Source organism: Pseudomonas fluorescens (assembly GCF_002022275.1).
GTDB classification, from domain to species: domain Bacteria; phylum Pseudomonadota; class Gammaproteobacteria; order Pseudomonadales; family Pseudomonadaceae; genus Aquipseudomonas; species Aquipseudomonas fluorescens_AJ.
In genome coordinates this window covers 22,343-36,536 of sequence record NZ_MSDF01000009.1, presented here as the reverse complement: position 1 = coordinate 36,536, position 14,194 = coordinate 22,343, and the positions used below count along the sequence as shown (strand labels likewise).

14 protein-coding genes are annotated in these 14,194 nt (G+C 61.0%); 6 read left to right on the top strand and 8 right to left on the bottom strand.

Features of this window, described 5'->3' with window-relative positions:
- Window positions 1–15: 15 nt before the first annotated feature.
- Complete coding sequence (locus tag BFW87_RS04410) at window positions 16–933, bottom strand: LysR family transcriptional regulator (protein ID WP_078738752.1); 918 nt, start codon at window positions 931–933, stop codon at window positions 16–18.
- 106 nt (window positions 934–1,039) lie between these two features.
- Between BFW87_RS04410 and BFW87_RS04405 the strand changes: the two genes are divergently transcribed.
- Genes BFW87_RS04405 through BFW87_RS04395 form a run of 3 tightly spaced genes read left to right on the top strand, consistent with a single transcriptional unit; the run spans window position 1,040 to window position 3,703 of the window.
- Complete coding sequence (locus tag BFW87_RS04405; RefSeq protein WP_078738751.1) at window positions 1,040–1,798, top strand: 5-oxoprolinase subunit PxpA; 759 nt, start codon at window positions 1,040–1,042, stop codon at window positions 1,796–1,798.
- A 55-nt stretch (window positions 1,799–1,853) separates the two neighbouring features.
- A complete protein-coding gene (locus BFW87_RS04400; RefSeq protein WP_078738750.1) occupies window positions 1,854–2,732 on the top strand; it encodes a 5-oxoprolinase subunit B family protein in 879 nt (292 codons plus the stop codon).
- Entirely contained in the window at window positions 2,729–3,703 is a 975-nt protein-coding gene (locus BFW87_RS04395; RefSeq protein ID WP_078738749.1) for a biotin-dependent carboxyltransferase family protein, read from the top strand. Before BFW87_RS04400 ends, BFW87_RS04395 begins: the two co-directional genes overlap by 4 nt.
- 124 nt (window positions 3,704–3,827) lie before the next feature.
- Here the strand turns inward: BFW87_RS04395 and BFW87_RS04390 are convergent, their stop codons facing one another.
- Window positions 3,828–5,444 (bottom strand): inorganic phosphate transporter, encoded by a 1,617-nt coding sequence (locus tag BFW87_RS04390; RefSeq protein ID WP_078738748.1) that lies wholly within the window; start codon window positions 5,442–5,444, stop codon window positions 3,828–3,830.
- A gap of 263 nt (window positions 5,445–5,707) precedes the next feature.
- Window positions 5,708–6,730: a transporter gene (locus tag BFW87_RS04385; RefSeq protein ID WP_078738747.1), complete on the bottom strand. Its 1,023-nt coding sequence runs from the start codon at window positions 6,728–6,730 to the stop codon at window positions 5,708–5,710.
- A 263-nt stretch (window positions 6,731–6,993) separates the two neighbouring features.
- Between BFW87_RS04385 and BFW87_RS04380 the strand changes: the two genes are divergently transcribed.
- Window positions 6,994–8,622: a methyl-accepting chemotaxis protein gene (locus tag BFW87_RS04380; RefSeq protein WP_078738746.1), complete on the top strand. Its 1,629-nt coding sequence runs from the start codon at window positions 6,994–6,996 to the stop codon at window positions 8,620–8,622.
- Here BFW87_RS04380 and BFW87_RS04375 read toward each other — a convergent pair whose 3' ends face one another.
- From BFW87_RS04375 to BFW87_RS04365, 3 genes are all read right to left on the bottom strand, one after another.
- Window positions 8,623–9,795, bottom strand: a complete 1,173-nt coding sequence (locus tag BFW87_RS04375) for a GAF domain-containing sensor histidine kinase (RefSeq protein WP_078738745.1) — start codon at window positions 9,793–9,795, stop codon at window positions 8,623–8,625.
- A gap of 172 nt (window positions 9,796–9,967) precedes the next feature.
- On the bottom strand, window positions 9,968–10,273 hold the full coding sequence (locus BFW87_RS04370; RefSeq protein WP_078738744.1) for a PepSY domain-containing protein: 306 nt from the start codon (window positions 10,271–10,273) through the stop codon (window positions 9,968–9,970).
- 90 nt (window positions 10,274–10,363) lie between these two features.
- Complete coding sequence (locus BFW87_RS04365; protein WP_078738743.1) at window positions 10,364–11,491, bottom strand: glycerophosphodiester phosphodiesterase; 1,128 nt, start codon at window positions 11,489–11,491, stop codon at window positions 10,364–10,366.
- 232 nt (window positions 11,492–11,723) lie between these two features.
- Here BFW87_RS04365 and BFW87_RS04360 point away from each other — a divergent pair, with 232 nt between their 5' ends.
- Window positions 11,724–12,047, top strand: coding sequence for a DUF2025 family protein (locus BFW87_RS04360; RefSeq protein ID WP_078738742.1), 324 nt, complete (start codon window positions 11,724–11,726; stop codon window positions 12,045–12,047).
- Window positions 12,048–12,159: 112 nt separating this feature from the next.
- On the opposite strand, the gene BFW87_RS04355 is transcribed toward BFW87_RS04360, so the two are convergent.
- Window positions 12,160–12,483 carry an antibiotic biosynthesis monooxygenase family protein gene (locus BFW87_RS04355; RefSeq protein WP_078738741.1) on the bottom strand — a complete coding sequence of 108 codons (324 nt, stop codon included), beginning with the start codon at window positions 12,481–12,483 and terminating at the stop codon, window positions 12,160–12,162.
- Entirely contained in the window at window positions 12,480–13,175 is a 696-nt protein-coding gene (locus BFW87_RS04350) for a CTP synthase C-terminal region-related (seleno)protein (protein ID WP_176159707.1), read from the bottom strand. Before BFW87_RS04350 ends, BFW87_RS04355 begins: the two co-directional genes overlap by 4 nt.
- 80 nt (window positions 13,176–13,255) lie before the next feature.
- On the opposite strand from BFW87_RS04350, the gene BFW87_RS04345 reads away from it, so the two are divergent.
- Complete coding sequence (locus BFW87_RS04345) at window positions 13,256–14,137, top strand: LysR family transcriptional regulator (protein ID WP_078738739.1); 882 nt, start codon at window positions 13,256–13,258, stop codon at window positions 14,135–14,137.
- Window positions 14,138–14,194 lie beyond the last annotated feature (57 nt).

The window sequence follows — 14,194 nt, the reverse complement described above, 5'->3', positions numbered from 1 at the left end:
GACAGTGCTCGTTCTTCAGCGCCGCGCCGACAACTGCTGCGGCGCCAGGAAGGCGTCGTGGAAGTAATCACGAAACGCCTGCATCGCCGGGGTAAATGCGCGTTCGCGGTGCCAGGCCAGGCCGACGCTCATGGGCGTGACCGGGTCGGTCACGGTCAACGTTTCGATGCGTTTGCCTTCCAGGGACCAGGGCCGGTGCACCAGGTCCGACAGAATCGCCACGCCGCTGCCGTTGGCAACCATGCTGCGCACCGCTTCCACCGAGCTGGTGCGCAGCCGCACATTCGGGGTTTGCCCGGCCTGTTCCCAATAGCGCATGGCGCTGTGTTCGGCCTCATCCACGGTAAGCAGGATGTAGGGTTCCTGCGCCACGTCCGCCAGGCTCACGGCGCCGCGCTCGCACAAAGGGTGATGGCTGGGCAGCCACAGGCGGCGTTCCGAGTTGAACAGGATTTCGGAAACGATATCCGGGTGGGTGAGGTTGGCGGTGAGCACCACGGCCATGTCGAACTGGCCGTCGAGCAGGCCATGTTCGATGGCCTGGCGCTCCTGCTCGAACACCTCAATGGTCACGTCCGGGTGCCAGTGCGCCATGCGTTGCAGGTGGTGGGGCAGGAAATAACCCAACACCGTGTAGCTGGCGGCGATGCGCAGCACGCCACTGGCGCGGTAATCCGGCAGGGGGCTGTTCAGTGCATCGTCCACACTGCGCACGATCACATACGCACGGTTAAGAAAGTGCCGCCCGGCGTCGGTCAGGTTCATGCCCTGGGCCGAGCGCACGAAGAGTTGCACGCCGAGCATGGCTTCCAGCTCTTTGATTGCGGTGGTCACCGCTGACTGGGAGATGTTCAGGTGAATCGCTGCCTGGGAAATCTGGCCAATCTCGGCGGTGGCGATGAAATAGCGGACTTGGCGCAAGGTCAGGGACATGGCTTTATCTGTTTTTCAGAAGATGGGCCATCTGATAATAGATCTTCCCAAGGGGTCAAGCAGCAGCCTACTTTCAGCCATCACCTTTTTTGGCGGAGCAGCCCCGATGCAGGCAGTGGATTTCAATTCAGACATGGGCGAAGGCTTCGGCCCCTGGACCATCGGCGATGGCGTCGACGCGGAGCTGATGGCCTATATCAGCTCAGCCAACATCGCCACTGGCTTCCACGCCGGCGACCCCGGCACCATGCGCCGCACGGTCGAGCGTGCCAAGCAACTGGGCGTGGCCATCGGCGCGCACCCGGGCTTTCGGGATTTGGTCGGGTTCGGCCGTCGGCACATCAACGCACCGGCCCAGGAGCTGGTGGACGACATGCTCTACCAACTCGGCGCCCTGCGTGAAATCGCCCGGGCCCAGGGCGTGACCTTGCAACACATCAAGCCTCACGGTGCGCTCTATATGCACTTGGCCCGCGACGAAGAAGCCGCGCGGTTGCTGGTGCAAAACCTGCAAATCATCGAGCCGACGCTGTTGCTGTACTGCATGCCGAACTCGGTAATCTGGCACGTTGCCACCGAACTGGGGCAGCCGGTGGTGCGCGAGTTTTACGCCGACCGTGAATACGATCTCAGCGGCTCCATCGTGTTTACCCGCAATGTTCGGGCACTGGATCCTGCAACAGTGGCGGCGCGCGTCCTGCGTGCGTGTCAGACCGGGCGCGTACGCACCGTGGAAGGCGAGGACCTGATTATCGAGTTCGATTCCATCTGCCTGCACAGCGACACCCCTGGCGCCCTGGAGCTGGTGGAGGCCACGCGCGAAGCCCTAGACAAGGCCGGCATTGAAGTCAGAACACCCCAATAAGATCGACCCGCCCTTTTTTGCCTGCCTTTCTACAATGATTCCAAGAGGAACAGACATGGCTCAAACGTCCCCCATTCGCTACAGCTTCGGCGGTGATGAACACCTGTTTGCCGAGGTCAGCGACAGCATGTCCCTGGAGGCCTTTTTCAAAGGCATGGCCGTGACTCGCGCCGTCGAGCGCCTGGCCCTGGAAGGTGTGCTGGACGTATGCCTGGCCAATGCGTCGTTCCAGATTCGCTTCGACCCCGACCGTATCGCGCCCCATGTGCTGCTCGACGCCGTGCAAAGCGCCGAAGCCCAGGCGGTGGCCGAACGCACCTTGCACACGCGCATCATCGAAATCCCGGTGCTCTACAACGACCCGTGGACCCATGAAACCCTGATGCGCTTTCGCGACCGCCATCAAGACCCCACGGGCACTGACCTGGAATACGCCGCGCGCATCAACGGCCTGGCCGACGTGGACGCGTTTATCGCCGCCCACAGTGGCGCGCCGTGGTTTGTGTCGATGGTCGGCTTTGTCGCGGGCTTGCCGTTCATGTTCCAGATGGTCGAGCGCGAACGGCAGTTGCAGGTGCCCAAGTACCTGCGCCCACGCACCGATACCCCCAAACTGACCCTCGGCCATGGCGGCTGTTTTGGTTGCATCTACTCGGTACGCGGCGCTGGTGGCTACCAGATGTTCGGCGTGACCCCGGCGCCGATCTACGACCCGGCGCAACAGTTGGCCTACCTCAAGGAACACATGGTGTTTTTCCGTCCCGGCGACATCGTGCAGTTCAAGCCCATGGACCGGGACGCTTACGATCTGGCGATCGCCGAAGTGGACGCGGGCCGTTTCGACTTGCGCATCCGCCCGGTGGAGTTTTCCCTCGACGCCTTTCTCGCCGACCCCATCGGCTACCCGAAAACCCTGCAGGAGGCGCTGGCATGATCAAGGTCCTCAAACCCGGCCTCGCCACCTCCGTGCAAGACCTTGGTCGCGAAGGCTACTACCACCTGGGCATTCCGCCATCGGGTGCGCTGGACCAATACGCCTTGAGTGCGGCCAACCATCTGGTGGGCAACCCGGTGGGCGCGGCGGGCCTGGAATGCACGCTGATCGGGCCTGAGCTTGAGTTTCAACAGGACGCGCTGGTGGCCATCAGCGGTGCCTTGATGTCGCCGCGCCTGGACGGTGAAGTGGTGCATCAGGACACCGCGTTTCAGGTGCGCGCCGGGCAGGTGTTGCGTTTTGAGTTTCCCAAGGCCGGCGCGCGGGCCTATCTCGCCGTGGCCGGGGGCATTGATGTGCCGCTGGTGCTCGGCAGCCGCTCGACCTACACACTGGGCGCGCTCGGAGGGTTTCAGGGGCGACGTTTGCAGGAAGGCGATGAATTGCCCATCGGTGAGGCCAGTGGATTGGGGCGGGCGGGCAACAGTTTGCCCATGGCCTTGCGCCGATCAGTTGGCGGCGATGTGACCCTGCGCGTGGTGCCGGGGCTGTATTACGAGCGCCTGACCGACGCCGCGAAAAGCAGCTTTTTTGCCGAACCGTGGACCGTCGGCTCCGAGGCGGACCGAATCGGCTATCGCTTCAAGGGCGGCAGTGCGTTGAGCTTTCAGCCACGGGAACAGCCGTTTGGCGCGGGGTCGGATCCGTCGAATATTGTCGACAGTTGCTACCCGATCGGGTCAATTCAGGTGCCTGCGGGGTTGGAGCCGATTGTGTTGCACCGCGATGCCGTGTCGGGCGGCGGGTACGCGATGATTGGCACGGTGATCAGTGCGGACCTGGACTTGATCGGGCAGATGCAGCCGAACCAGAGGGCGGGGTTTGTGGCGGTCAGTCTGGAGGAAGCCTTGGAGGCGCGTCGGATTTACAAAAAGCGGCTCAAAGCGATGGCCGGACTTTTCACCCACTGAATACATGCAAAACCACTGTGGGAGCTGGCTTGCCTGCGATGGCGGCGGATCAGTCAACATCTGCGTTGAATGTTAATCCGCTATCGCAGGCAAGCCAGCTCCCACATTTTTAAAGGGTGTTGGGTCAGAACAGTTTGGTGAACAGCCAGTACAGGCTGCCCGACAGCAAAATCGCCGCCGGCAACGTCAGCACCCACGCCATCACCAGGTTGCGGATAGTGCGCATCTGCAACCCGCCGCCATTGGCGACCATGGTCCCGGCCACACCTGACGACAACACATGCGTCGTCGACACCGGCAACCCATACATGTCCGCCGCGCCGATGGTCAGCATCGCCACCATCTCGGCCGAAGCGCCCTGGGCGTAAGTCAGGTGGGTTTTGCCGATCTTCTCACCCACCGTCACCACGATGCGTTTCCAGCCGACCATGGTGCCAAGGCCAAGCGCGATGGCCACGGCGATCTTCACCCACAGCGGGATAAACCGCGTGGAGTTGTCGATCTGGTCCTTGAACAGTTTCAGCTTGCCCTGGGTGTCGGCGTCGAAGTTGCCGACCTTGTCCTTGTCCATCAGGCGAATGGTTTCGCTGGTCAGGTACATGTCGTTACGCACGTTGCCCACCGCTTCGGCGGGCACTTTGGCGAGGGAGCCGTAGCCTTTTACTTCGTCACCAATATGCCCTGCGAGGGCGGCCAGGGCGGGCACCAGTTCCGGCGTGGCTTCCTTGGTACGCACGTAGGTGGAAAGGATCGGGCGCGGATCGCCCGGCAATACCTGTGGCGCGCTTTTCACCAAGGCAACCTGGGTCACTTCGGCCACTGCCGCAAACTGCAACGATTGCTCGGCGGGCATGGTGCGGTTCAGCGCGTAGGCCATCGGCAGCGTGCCGACCAGGATCAACATGATCAGACCCATGCCTTTCTGGCCGTCGTTGGAACCGTGGGCAAACGACACGCCGGTGCAGGTGGCGATCAGCATGCCGCGAATCCACCATGGCGGCGGGGTGTCGCCTTTCGGTGCCTTGTACAGCGAACGGTTCTTCACAAAGGCGCGCAAGGCCAGCAACAGCAATGCGGCAAAGGCGAAGCCGATCAGCGGCGACAGCAACAACGCGTAACCAATCTTGATCGCCTGGCCCCAATCCACACCGCTGGTACCGTCACGCCCGTGCATCAAGGCATTCGCCACGCCGACGCCGATGATCGAGCCGATCAAGGTGTGGGAAGACGAGGCCGGCAAGCCCAGCCACCAGGTGCCGAGGTTCCACAGAATGGCCGCGATCAGCAAGGCGAAGATCATCGCGAAACCGGCCGATGAACCCACCTGCAAAATCAGCTCGACCGGCAGCAAGGCGATGATGCCGAACGCCACCGCGCCGCTGGAGAGCAGCACACCGAGGAAGTTGAAGAAGCCCGACCACACCACCGCAAAGTGCGGCGGCAACGAGTTGGTGTAGATCACCGTGGCGACGGCGTTGGCGGTGTCGTGAAAGCCGTTGACGAACTCAAAGCCCAAGGCGATCAACAGCGCCACGCCCAGCAGCAGGAACGGCGTCCAGGTGGTGACCACCGTGCCCAGCTCGTGCATGTCGTGCATCAGGCTGTAGGCGGTGAACAGCAGGCCCATGGCGAGCACGGCGAAGAAGATGATCACCGTCAGCAAGCCGGGCTTCTTGTCGAGCCGGGGTTTGGGGTCTGTGTGTGAGGCGGTGGTGGAGGCAGTCAGGGAAGGGGTGGCCATGCCGGAGCATCCAGTGTGGGGAGGATGCCGTTCATGATCATTGCAGAATGTTACAGAGATGCTGCGGTATGTCAGTGTTTAAGGAATTGGGCTGACCGCTGATCTATAAACCCTCACAAAACTAATATCAGAATGCAATCAATGTGGGAGCTAGCTTGCCTGCGATGGCATCACCTCGGTACATCTGAAACACCGAGGTATCTGCATCGCAGGCAAGCCAGCTCCCACACAAGCCAGCTCCCACAGTTTGATTGCATTCCAAGTCAGTAGTCTTTGCGCTTTCTGAAGGCCCAGCGCCCGGCGATCAGGGTGAAGGTTGCCACCAAGGCCACTAATATCCAGAACCCTTCCGGGTCAGTGGAAAGCGGCACCCCGCCCACGTTCATCCCGAAAAAACCCGCAATGATGTTAATAGGCAGCGCCAGCACCGTCACCACGGTCAGGGTGAACAGCGTCCTGTTACTTTGCTCATTGAGGTTGGCTGCAATCTCCTCCTGCAACAGCTTGATACGCTCACCGAGGGCCATCAGGTCGTTGATGATCAGCGCAAACTCCTCGGTGGATTTGCGCAATTCCTTCACGTCTTCCTTTTGCAGCCACTGCGGCGGGCGGTTGAGCAGGCGCAACAGCGAACCCGGTTCCAGCGCCAGCAGGCGTTGCAGGCGCACCAGCACGCGACGGGCAGCGCCGAGTTCGGCGCGGTTGGTGGACAGGCGCGAGGACAGCAGTTGGTCTTCGATATGGTCGACGCTGATGCTGGTCTTGCGCACGATCTGGGTCAGTACTTCGCCCTGGTCGCGCAGCAAATGCACCAGCAGTTCCAGTGGCGAGCGAAAGCGTTCACCGGCCTTCACCGACGAGCGCAATTTGTCCACCGAGTGCAACGGCTGCAGGCGCGCGCTCACCAGCAAGCGGCTGCGGGCGCACACCCACAGCGTGGAAATATCCGAGGAGACCATGCTGCTGAAGTTGAAGACCACGTCGTTGACCACCGCCAGCAAGGCCGAGTCGACGTGTTCGATACGCGTTGAGCGCGAGCCTTCGTGCAAGGCTTCAAAAAACTCTTCTGGCAATGACAAGTGCGCCTGCATCCAGCGCTCGCACGCCGCGTGGGCCAGGTTCAGGTGCAGCCACAGAAATTCTTCCGGGTCTTGCGGCGCCTGCAAGGCGGCGAGCGCGGTGGCTGAGTCAATCTGCTCGCCTTTTTCGCCGGGGCGAAAACGGAAACCGTAAAGCAAGCCAAACAGATCGGGATCCTGGTGGCTGTGATCAATGCTGTGGTTCATGGAGGCTCGCAGAGAAAGCGCCTGTAGGACGTTTCACAGGTTCGCGTGGGCGAATCATTGCAAGGAGATTTGACAGTTTTGTGACGGTTCCGGATTTATTTCGTTGCGATGACATTTTATTGACCGTCTGTCAGCAACCGTTCAAGAAGCGTCTAGAACAGCCGATTCAAGGCACCAAGAACCGTGATGAATCGCGGTGGTTTTGATGACAGGGAAGTCGCGGCGTGCATGCACCCTTTCCCTTGTGTCGAGGCTTTTCCCCGATGAATGTTTTGCGTACCTCCCTAAGAGCACAAATCCTGTCGCTGCTCGGTGGCAGCCTGTTGGCGATATTGTTGATCGCCCTGGCGTGTTTCAACTTCCTCTCAAACGGCGTGCAGAGTTACCGCAGTTTGATCGACGGGCCTTTACTCACCTCACAACTGATCGACGAAGCCAACCTGCAATTCAAAGTGCAGGTGCAGGAATGGAAAAACGTGCTGCTGCGCGGCAAGCAACCTCAAGACATGGAGAAATACTGGGGCCAGTTTCAGGACCGCCAGCGTGATGTGCAGGGGATTCTCACGCGGTTGGTGAGCCATACAAGCGAAGACCCGGCACTGAGCCGCCGCATTGAAAGCCTGCGTCAGGAGCATCAACAACTGGGCGTGGCCTATCAGAAAGGGCGCGACGCCTACCTGGCGGCAGGCGCCGAACCGAGTGCCGGTGACAATGCGGTCAAGGGCGTGGACCGCGCCACCAGTGAGCAGATGAGCGCGTTGGTCAGCGACTTGCGTGAGCAGGGCGCCAAACAATCCGTCGCCATCAGTGCTTACGCCGAACGTACCGTGATGGTGGGGTTGGCCATCATGTTGCTGTCGGGGGTGTTGATCGGCCTGTTCAGCTTGTGGCTGATCAACCGCAATTTGATTCTGCCGATTCGCGGCTTGATCGACTACGTGACGCAATTGAGCCAGGGCCGCTTCGCTGAGCGTGTCGCCAGCCGCCGTCAGGACGAGTTGGGCCATCTGGCGTCGGCGGCCAATACCTTGCGAGACTTTCTGGCCGAAACCTTCAGCCGCTTGCAGCGCAGCGCCACGGACCTTGTCAGCGCCAGCGGCGAGCTGAACTCGATTGCCGGGCAAATGGCGTCCGGCACCCATGAACAATTCAACCGCACCGATCAGGTGGCCACGGCGATGACGGAAATGTCCGCCACCGCTCAGGAAGTGGCGCGCCACGCGGCCAGTGCCTCGCGTGCTGCTGATGAGGCGGACCACTCGGCGCGTGAAGGCGGTGAGGTGATGCGGGTCACGATCGCCACCATCGGTCAGATGCGCGATGAAATCCTCAACACCGGCACCATCATCCGCCGGCTGGAAACCGACAGCGTGCGTATCGGCAAAGTGTTGGAAGTGATTCGCGGGATCGCCGAACAGACCAATCTGCTGGCCCTGAATGCGGCCATTGAAGCCGCGCGTGCGGGTGAGGCCGGGCGAGGGTTTGCGGTAGTGGCGGATGAAGTACGCAGCCTGGCGCAACGTACCGCGGCGTCGATCATCGAGATCAATCAGATTATCCACGCGGTGCAAACCGGCGCAGTGGATGCGGCCGAGGCGATCGTCAGCGGCCAGTCGTGCAGCGATGACAGCGTGGCGAAGGTCACTCAGGCTGGCGCCATGCTCACCCACATCACCCAGGCGGTGGAGGCGATCCGTGACATGAACCGCCAGATTGCGACTGCCGCAGAAGAGCAAACCTCGGTGGCCGAGGACATCTCGCGCAATATCACGCAGATCACCACGGTGGCCACGGCAAACATGGACAACGTGCAGCGCACCGAAGCGGCGAGCCAGAACCTGCGTGGGTTATCGAGCGAGCTGAATGAAGTGACGGCGCGTTTGGGCGCGTGATCAGGTCGTCGGCAAACTGAATGTAAAGACCGTGCCGTGCAGCTGGGTGGTGGACACACTCAGCTCACCGCCGTGCGCATCGGCAATTTGCTTGACGATGTACAAGCCCAGGCCGAGGCCGGCTTGCGGCGTGTCTTTGACCGGGCGCGCGTAGGGCTGGAACAGGCGCGGCAGGGCGAGCGCGTCGATCTGGCCGGGGTTTTTTACCGTCAGTGTGAACAGGTCTCGATCGACATGCGCGGTGACCTCCACCGGGCCGTCGTGGCTGCCGTGGTGGATCGCATTGGCCACCAGGTTGGAGAGCAATTGCGCCAGCCGATCGCGGTCGCCGTGCACGCCGCGCAGGTCGCCGATGTCGGCATAAATCAGGCGTTGCGGGTGGACGCTCTGCACCTCGGACACCACATGCTGCAACGCATCCTGCAAATCCAGACAGTCGCTGCGGTGCAGTGGAATGCCACTGCCCATACGGCCCCGGGCGAAATCGAGCACGTCTTCCACCAACTGCGCGGCGCGCCGGCCGCTGGCGAGGATGTGCCGCACCAACGGGTCGGTCGCGGGGTTGGGGTGTTTGCGCAGCAAGCGCTCGGCGCCGAAGTTGATGGCGAACAGTGGGTTACGCAAGTCATGCCCCAGCACGGCGATAAATTGCTCGCGCAGTTCGGCGGTGCTGCGTTCTTCCTGCAGGTCGTTTTCGATTTTCTGCTGGTTTTCCTCGGCTTCGATTTGCAGCGACAGCACGCGTGCAAACGACTCCATGGTCGACTGGATCGTGCTGCTGCGCAGTTGCGCGGGGTTGGGGTCGAGCGCGCAGATAGTGCCAAAGAAGCGCCCGTCGGTACGGAATACCGGCACCGAAATGTAGCTTTCGAATTGGTAAATGCGCGGGGTGTGGTGGTCGCAGAAGAGCGGGTCTTCGCTGGCCTTGTCGATCACGACAGAGATGTGCGAGCCGCGGATTTCGTGGCAAATGGTGGTCGTCAGGTCCAGCTCGCCACCGACGCCGAGGCCGAACTCCAACTGATCGAGCACCGCGCAGGCGGTCCAGGTGTCTTCGGTCACACGGGCCACAGCGGCAAAGCGCAGGCCGGTCATGTCACTGATGACCTTGAGCATCGCGGGTACGGCGCTGATGCGTCCAATGGTGGCGATGTCGGCGGCTTTTTGCCCCATTAAGTATCTCGATCTGTAAGGTGCTGGCGAATTGGCTGGGATTTTAGCGACCTTACAGCTTGTAGGTGTAATTTCATTCATCGTATAGATGATTTTTCTGCAACTGGCAGACGAGCGCGCATAAAAAAACCGCGCCATTTGAAACAATGGCGCGGTTTTTTTGGCGTTCGACTCAGGTGTCTTGCTTGTTTTCCAGCACTTCGCCGGTTTTGGCGTCGAGCTTCACGTCCCACTTTTTGCCGGCAGTGTCGGTCAGGTCTGCTTCGTAGACCAGGCGACCGGCTTCGTGATCCAGCTCGGTGTCGGCGATGGTCGCGCCTGGGTGCTTGGCCAGGGCGGCGGCATTGAGTTTCTCGAACGCCATGACATCGCCGGATTTGAGCAGGGCTGGAATCTGGTCCGGGCGTACATCGGCCTGGGCCAGACCGGCAGTCAGGGTCAGGGCAGTGGCGGCGAACAGGGCGGTCAGGGTCTTCATGGTAGTGTCCTTCTGGGTGAGCTGTTTAAGTGGCGCCAGATTAACCAGCGCAACTTAACTCATCCTTAATGGCGCACTGACACCAATGACTCAGTAGCCGTTGTCCGTCAGCAGTTGCGGCACACTCGAGGACGGCCAGCGCTTGTAGAACTTCAGCAGTTCGGCGGCGCGGTTGGTGAAGATGCCATCGACGCCGGCTTTCATCACCTTCTCGAAGTCCACGGGCTCATCCACGGTGTAGACATGCACCAGCAGGCCTTTGTCGTGGGTCAGCTTGTTCATCTCAGGCTTCACCAGGTCGGTGTAGCTCTGGTCACCATGGTCTGTCAGCTCGGCCGAAGGGCCGGTGCCGATGGCGCCGAGGCTCTTGGCTTCGTCGACCCATTTTTCGAACTCGGCAGCGTCTTTAGGCTCTTGCTTGGCGTAGTAGGCGGCTTTGGTCGCTTCACCCGATTCAGCGAACGTCTGTGTGGATTTTGGCTCGATGCTGCCTGGGCCAACCCACAACAGCAGGATTTTCGGGGTGTTGGGCATTTCTTTCTGCAGCTCTTTCAAGCTGTCTTTCTCGAACGTTTGCAGCACGACGCGGCCTTTACCCTGGCCCACGCCGGTGTTGCTCTTGCCCAGCTTGGAGCCGGCGGAGCTCAACCAGCCCTTGTCCAGCAGCTTGTTTTTCAGGTCGGCTTCGATGCCCGGGAATTGCTTGGGCTCTTTGGTCTCGATGTACAGGCCGGGTTTGTGCTGCGGGTTGCCTTCGGCGATCTTGATGATTTCGTCCAGGCTCTGGATTTTCAGGCCGACGAAAGCCGGGCGGGCGCGGTCCGGGTAGGCGGCGTTGAACCAGCTGCCAGCGTCCAGGGTGCGCAGTTCGGCCCAGGTGAACTCGTTGGCCGGTGCGTCTTTGCGCTCGGGGAACTTGGTGGCTACGTCGGTGGTGCGCTGCAGGTTGTTGTCGTGCAGGGCGAACAGTACGCCGTCCTTGCTGCGCTGCAGGTCCATTTCCAGGTAGTCGGCGCCGAGGTCGCGGGCGAGCTTGTAGGAAGCGGCGGTGGATTCGGGGGCATCATAGGACGCGCCACGGTGGGCGATAACGGCCGGGTACGGAATGCCTTCGTTTGTCGCCAATTCAGCCGGGCTGATCGGGTCGGCGGCCTGTGCTTGGGAGAGGCCGAGCATCAGTGCAAGCAGCAGGGCGCTCTTGGTAAACGTGACAGGCATATGCGAAGTCCTTTCGTGGAGGTAACTTTGAGAAGGCGTCCTTTTTAACAATTGATTGCGAAAGGCGCTATCACCAAACCGACATTAACGTGCGCACGGCCCATATTTCTTGGTTTTTTTGTGCAATGTTGCAGTACTCTTGCCCGAAGCTGCCCCGTTAGAGGGCAGTCATTCCTGCCACGCGTGTAAACCATCTTTCCAGTCCCTGTGGGACTTTTCAGTGAGGTTTACCATGCGCATCACATCCGAACTTATCTGCCAGGCCGCTGACCAGTTGCAGGGTTTTGTCGGCTTGAACCGCAAGACCGGCCAGTACATCGTGCGTTTCAGCGAAGACGCTTTCGGCATGGACGTGGCCGATGACGGCATTATTCCCGCCGCCGAGTTTGTCTGGCTGCCGGCCGCCGAGCACACCATGACCTTGTCGCGCGAGCGTATTCAGTTGCTGCTGGATCAAAACATTGACGATCGCATCAACATCAGCGAGCCGTTGCGGGTGTATATGCGCCGGGTGGAGGTCCCGCAGATCAGTGCGTTGCGCAGTTTGGTGAGTTAGAAAGGCGACGCCGTTCAAATGTGGGAGCTGGCTTGCCTGCGATGGCGGTGTTTCAGTCATTCATACATCGACTGACACACCGCCATCGCAGGCAAGCCAGCTCCCACAGTTTTTAAACCGCGTTGAAACGGTAAGACCGTTCGACCTTGCACACGCGTGTCTGAAACGCGGAATACCAGGTGGAACGGCCCTGTTCGCGCACTGCTTGATGTTCGGCCTGCTGTTTCCACGCCAGAATCGCCGCTTCGCTGGCCCAATACGACACGGTGATCCCCAACCCATCCTCCCGCGCCGACTCCACCCCGAGAAACCCCGGCTGCTCGCGTGCCAGTTCCAGCATGCGCCGGGCAGCCTGACCGTAGCCTTGATCGCCTTCGGTGCGCAATGAACTGAACACCACCGCGTAGTAAGGCGGGGCGGGTGTGTTGGCGATCATGCCGAGGCCTTGAGCAGCGCAATGACCAAGGGCGGGGTAATACCCTTGAGGGCTGCGCGTTCGGGCTGAAAGAGTGTGGCGACGAAAAACGGGTGGTCCAGTAACTCCATGGCGCGCAGGTCACCCGCTGAATCGTGGCCACTGGGAATCAGGTCTGCTTCGAGCAGCGCGTCAGCGAATTCGGGATTGATGCCGTAGCGGCAACGATACCCTTCGTGCAGGTCCAGGGTGCCGTAGGCTTCGGCGATACGGGTGTAGGGCACCAACCGCACGGTGTCAGTGGCTTCGACCAGCGCGCAACTCAGTGGCGTGATGACAGCGCGTTTGGCGGTTGGCGCCAGTTCGCCATGTTCTGCGTCTGCCCAGCCCAAAACGTTGCGGGCATATTCCAGTACGGCGTGTTGAAAACCGCCGCACGTGCCGAGGAAAGGGCGCTTTTGTTCGCGGGCAAATTGGATCGCGCGCAATGCGCCATCGGTATCTCGATAGGGGCTGGCGGGCACGCACCAAAAGCCGTCGAAGGCGTGCAGTGGGGCAGTGGAAGTGATTTTGTCGGTGTCGAGCCATTGCACGTGGACTGTCAGGCCCAAGCTGTCGGCCGCCTGTTGCACCGCCACGGGAATGGCTTGGTGCGCAATCACGTCAGGGTTGTAATCGCCGATCAGGGCGAGGTGCAGGGTGGTGCTTTTCATCGTGTGCATCCCATGGCTTGTGGTGTCCTGGTACGCACTATAGATTGGCGCTCACGCAATCAATATTGGCGTTTCCCCATATGCTCAATGCAGCCACGCACTATCAAGTTGATTACGCCGACCTGTCGCTGATTCTTGCGCTGGTACGCGGCGGCACGCTGGCGCGGGCGGCGGGGTTGTTACGGGTGGACGTGTCGACGGTGTTCCGCGCGGTGCGCCGGCTGGAGGCTTCGCTCGGCCAGACGCTGTTTGAAAAAAGTCGCGCGGGTTATCTGCCCTCGGGCTTGGCCAGCAACCTCGCACAACAGGCCGAACGCGCAGAACAAGCCCTGGAAGCCGCGCGGATTGGGGTGGAGCAGGGCGGCGAAGTGATCAGCGGCACGGTGCGCCTGACCTGCACCGACTCGGTGTTGCAAGGTTTGCTGTTGCCGGCGCTGGCGCAATTCATGCCGGCCTACCCGGCGCTGACTCTGGAGTTGAGCACGTCCAATGATTTTGCCAACCTCAGCCGTCGTGATGCGGACATTGCCCTGCGCCTGACCAAGACACCCCCCGAGCATCTTGTAGGACGTTGCCTAGGCGTTGTGACCTATCAAGTGTGTGCCAGCCCAGCGTTCGCGCGGCAGTACGAAGGTCGCGAACTGGCCGAGTTGCCCTGGATTGCGCCAGATGATTTCCTGCCCGATCACCCCACTGTGGTGTGGCGCCGTGAGCACTTGCCTGGTGTGCGCCCGAGTTATCGTTGCAACAGCATGTTGTCGGTGACCGAGCTGGTGCGTGCAGGATTGGGCGTGGCGGCATTGCCGGATTTTTTACTGGCTGAGGGCCTGCACCCGCTGGGCCCGGCATTGCCCGGGCGCGACACCGCGCTGTGGCTGCTGACACGCCCGGATTGCCGGGCGCTGCGCTCGGTGGTAACGCTGTTTGATGAGCTGGGCCGGCATGTGCACATGAAAACCTGAGCATTCCACTGTTCAAGGTGGGAGCTGGCTTGCCTGCGATAGCGGTGTGTCAACCAC

What these genes read in the sequence shown, in the direction of transcription:
- BFW87_RS04355 (WP_078738741.1), bottom strand. Translation starts at nt 12,483, where the DNA reads ATGATCGCCAACACACCCGCCCCGCCTTACTACGCGGTGGTGTTCAGT.
- BFW87_RS04350 (WP_176159707.1), bottom strand. Translation starts at nt 13,175, where the DNA reads ATGAAAAGCACCACCCTGCACCTCGCCCTGATCGGCGATTACAACCCT.
- BFW87_RS04345 (WP_078738739.1), top strand. Translation starts at nt 13,256, where the DNA reads ATGCTCAATGCAGCCACGCACTATCAAGTTGATTACGCCGACCTGTCG.
- BFW87_RS04385 (WP_078738747.1), bottom strand. Translation starts at nt 6,730, where the DNA reads ATGAACCACAGCATTGATCACAGCCACCAGGATCCCGATCTGTTTGGC.
- BFW87_RS04370 (WP_078738744.1), bottom strand. Translation starts at nt 10,273, where the DNA reads ATGAAGACCCTGACCGCCCTGTTCGCCGCCACTGCCCTGACCCTGACT.
- BFW87_RS04380 (WP_078738746.1), top strand. Translation starts at nt 6,994, where the DNA reads ATGAATGTTTTGCGTACCTCCCTAAGAGCACAAATCCTGTCGCTGCTC.
- BFW87_RS04400 (WP_078738750.1), top strand. Translation starts at nt 1,854, where the DNA reads ATGGCTCAAACGTCCCCCATTCGCTACAGCTTCGGCGGTGATGAACAC.
- BFW87_RS04410 (WP_078738752.1), bottom strand. Translation starts at nt 933, where the DNA reads ATGTCCCTGACCTTGCGCCAAGTCCGCTATTTCATCGCCACCGCCGAG.
- BFW87_RS04375 (WP_078738745.1), bottom strand. Translation starts at nt 9,795, where the DNA reads ATGGGGCAAAAAGCCGCCGACATCGCCACCATTGGACGCATCAGCGCC.
- BFW87_RS04395 (WP_078738749.1), top strand. Translation starts at nt 2,729, where the DNA reads ATGATCAAGGTCCTCAAACCCGGCCTCGCCACCTCCGTGCAAGACCTT.
- BFW87_RS04360 (WP_078738742.1), top strand. Translation starts at nt 11,724, where the DNA reads ATGCGCATCACATCCGAACTTATCTGCCAGGCCGCTGACCAGTTGCAG.
- BFW87_RS04365 (WP_078738743.1), bottom strand. Translation starts at nt 11,491, where the DNA reads ATGCCTGTCACGTTTACCAAGAGCGCCCTGCTGCTTGCACTGATGCTC.
- BFW87_RS04390 (WP_078738748.1), bottom strand. Translation starts at nt 5,444, where the DNA reads ATGGCCACCCCTTCCCTGACTGCCTCCACCACCGCCTCACACACAGAC.
- BFW87_RS04405 (WP_078738751.1), top strand. Translation starts at nt 1,040, where the DNA reads ATGCAGGCAGTGGATTTCAATTCAGACATGGGCGAAGGCTTCGGCCCC.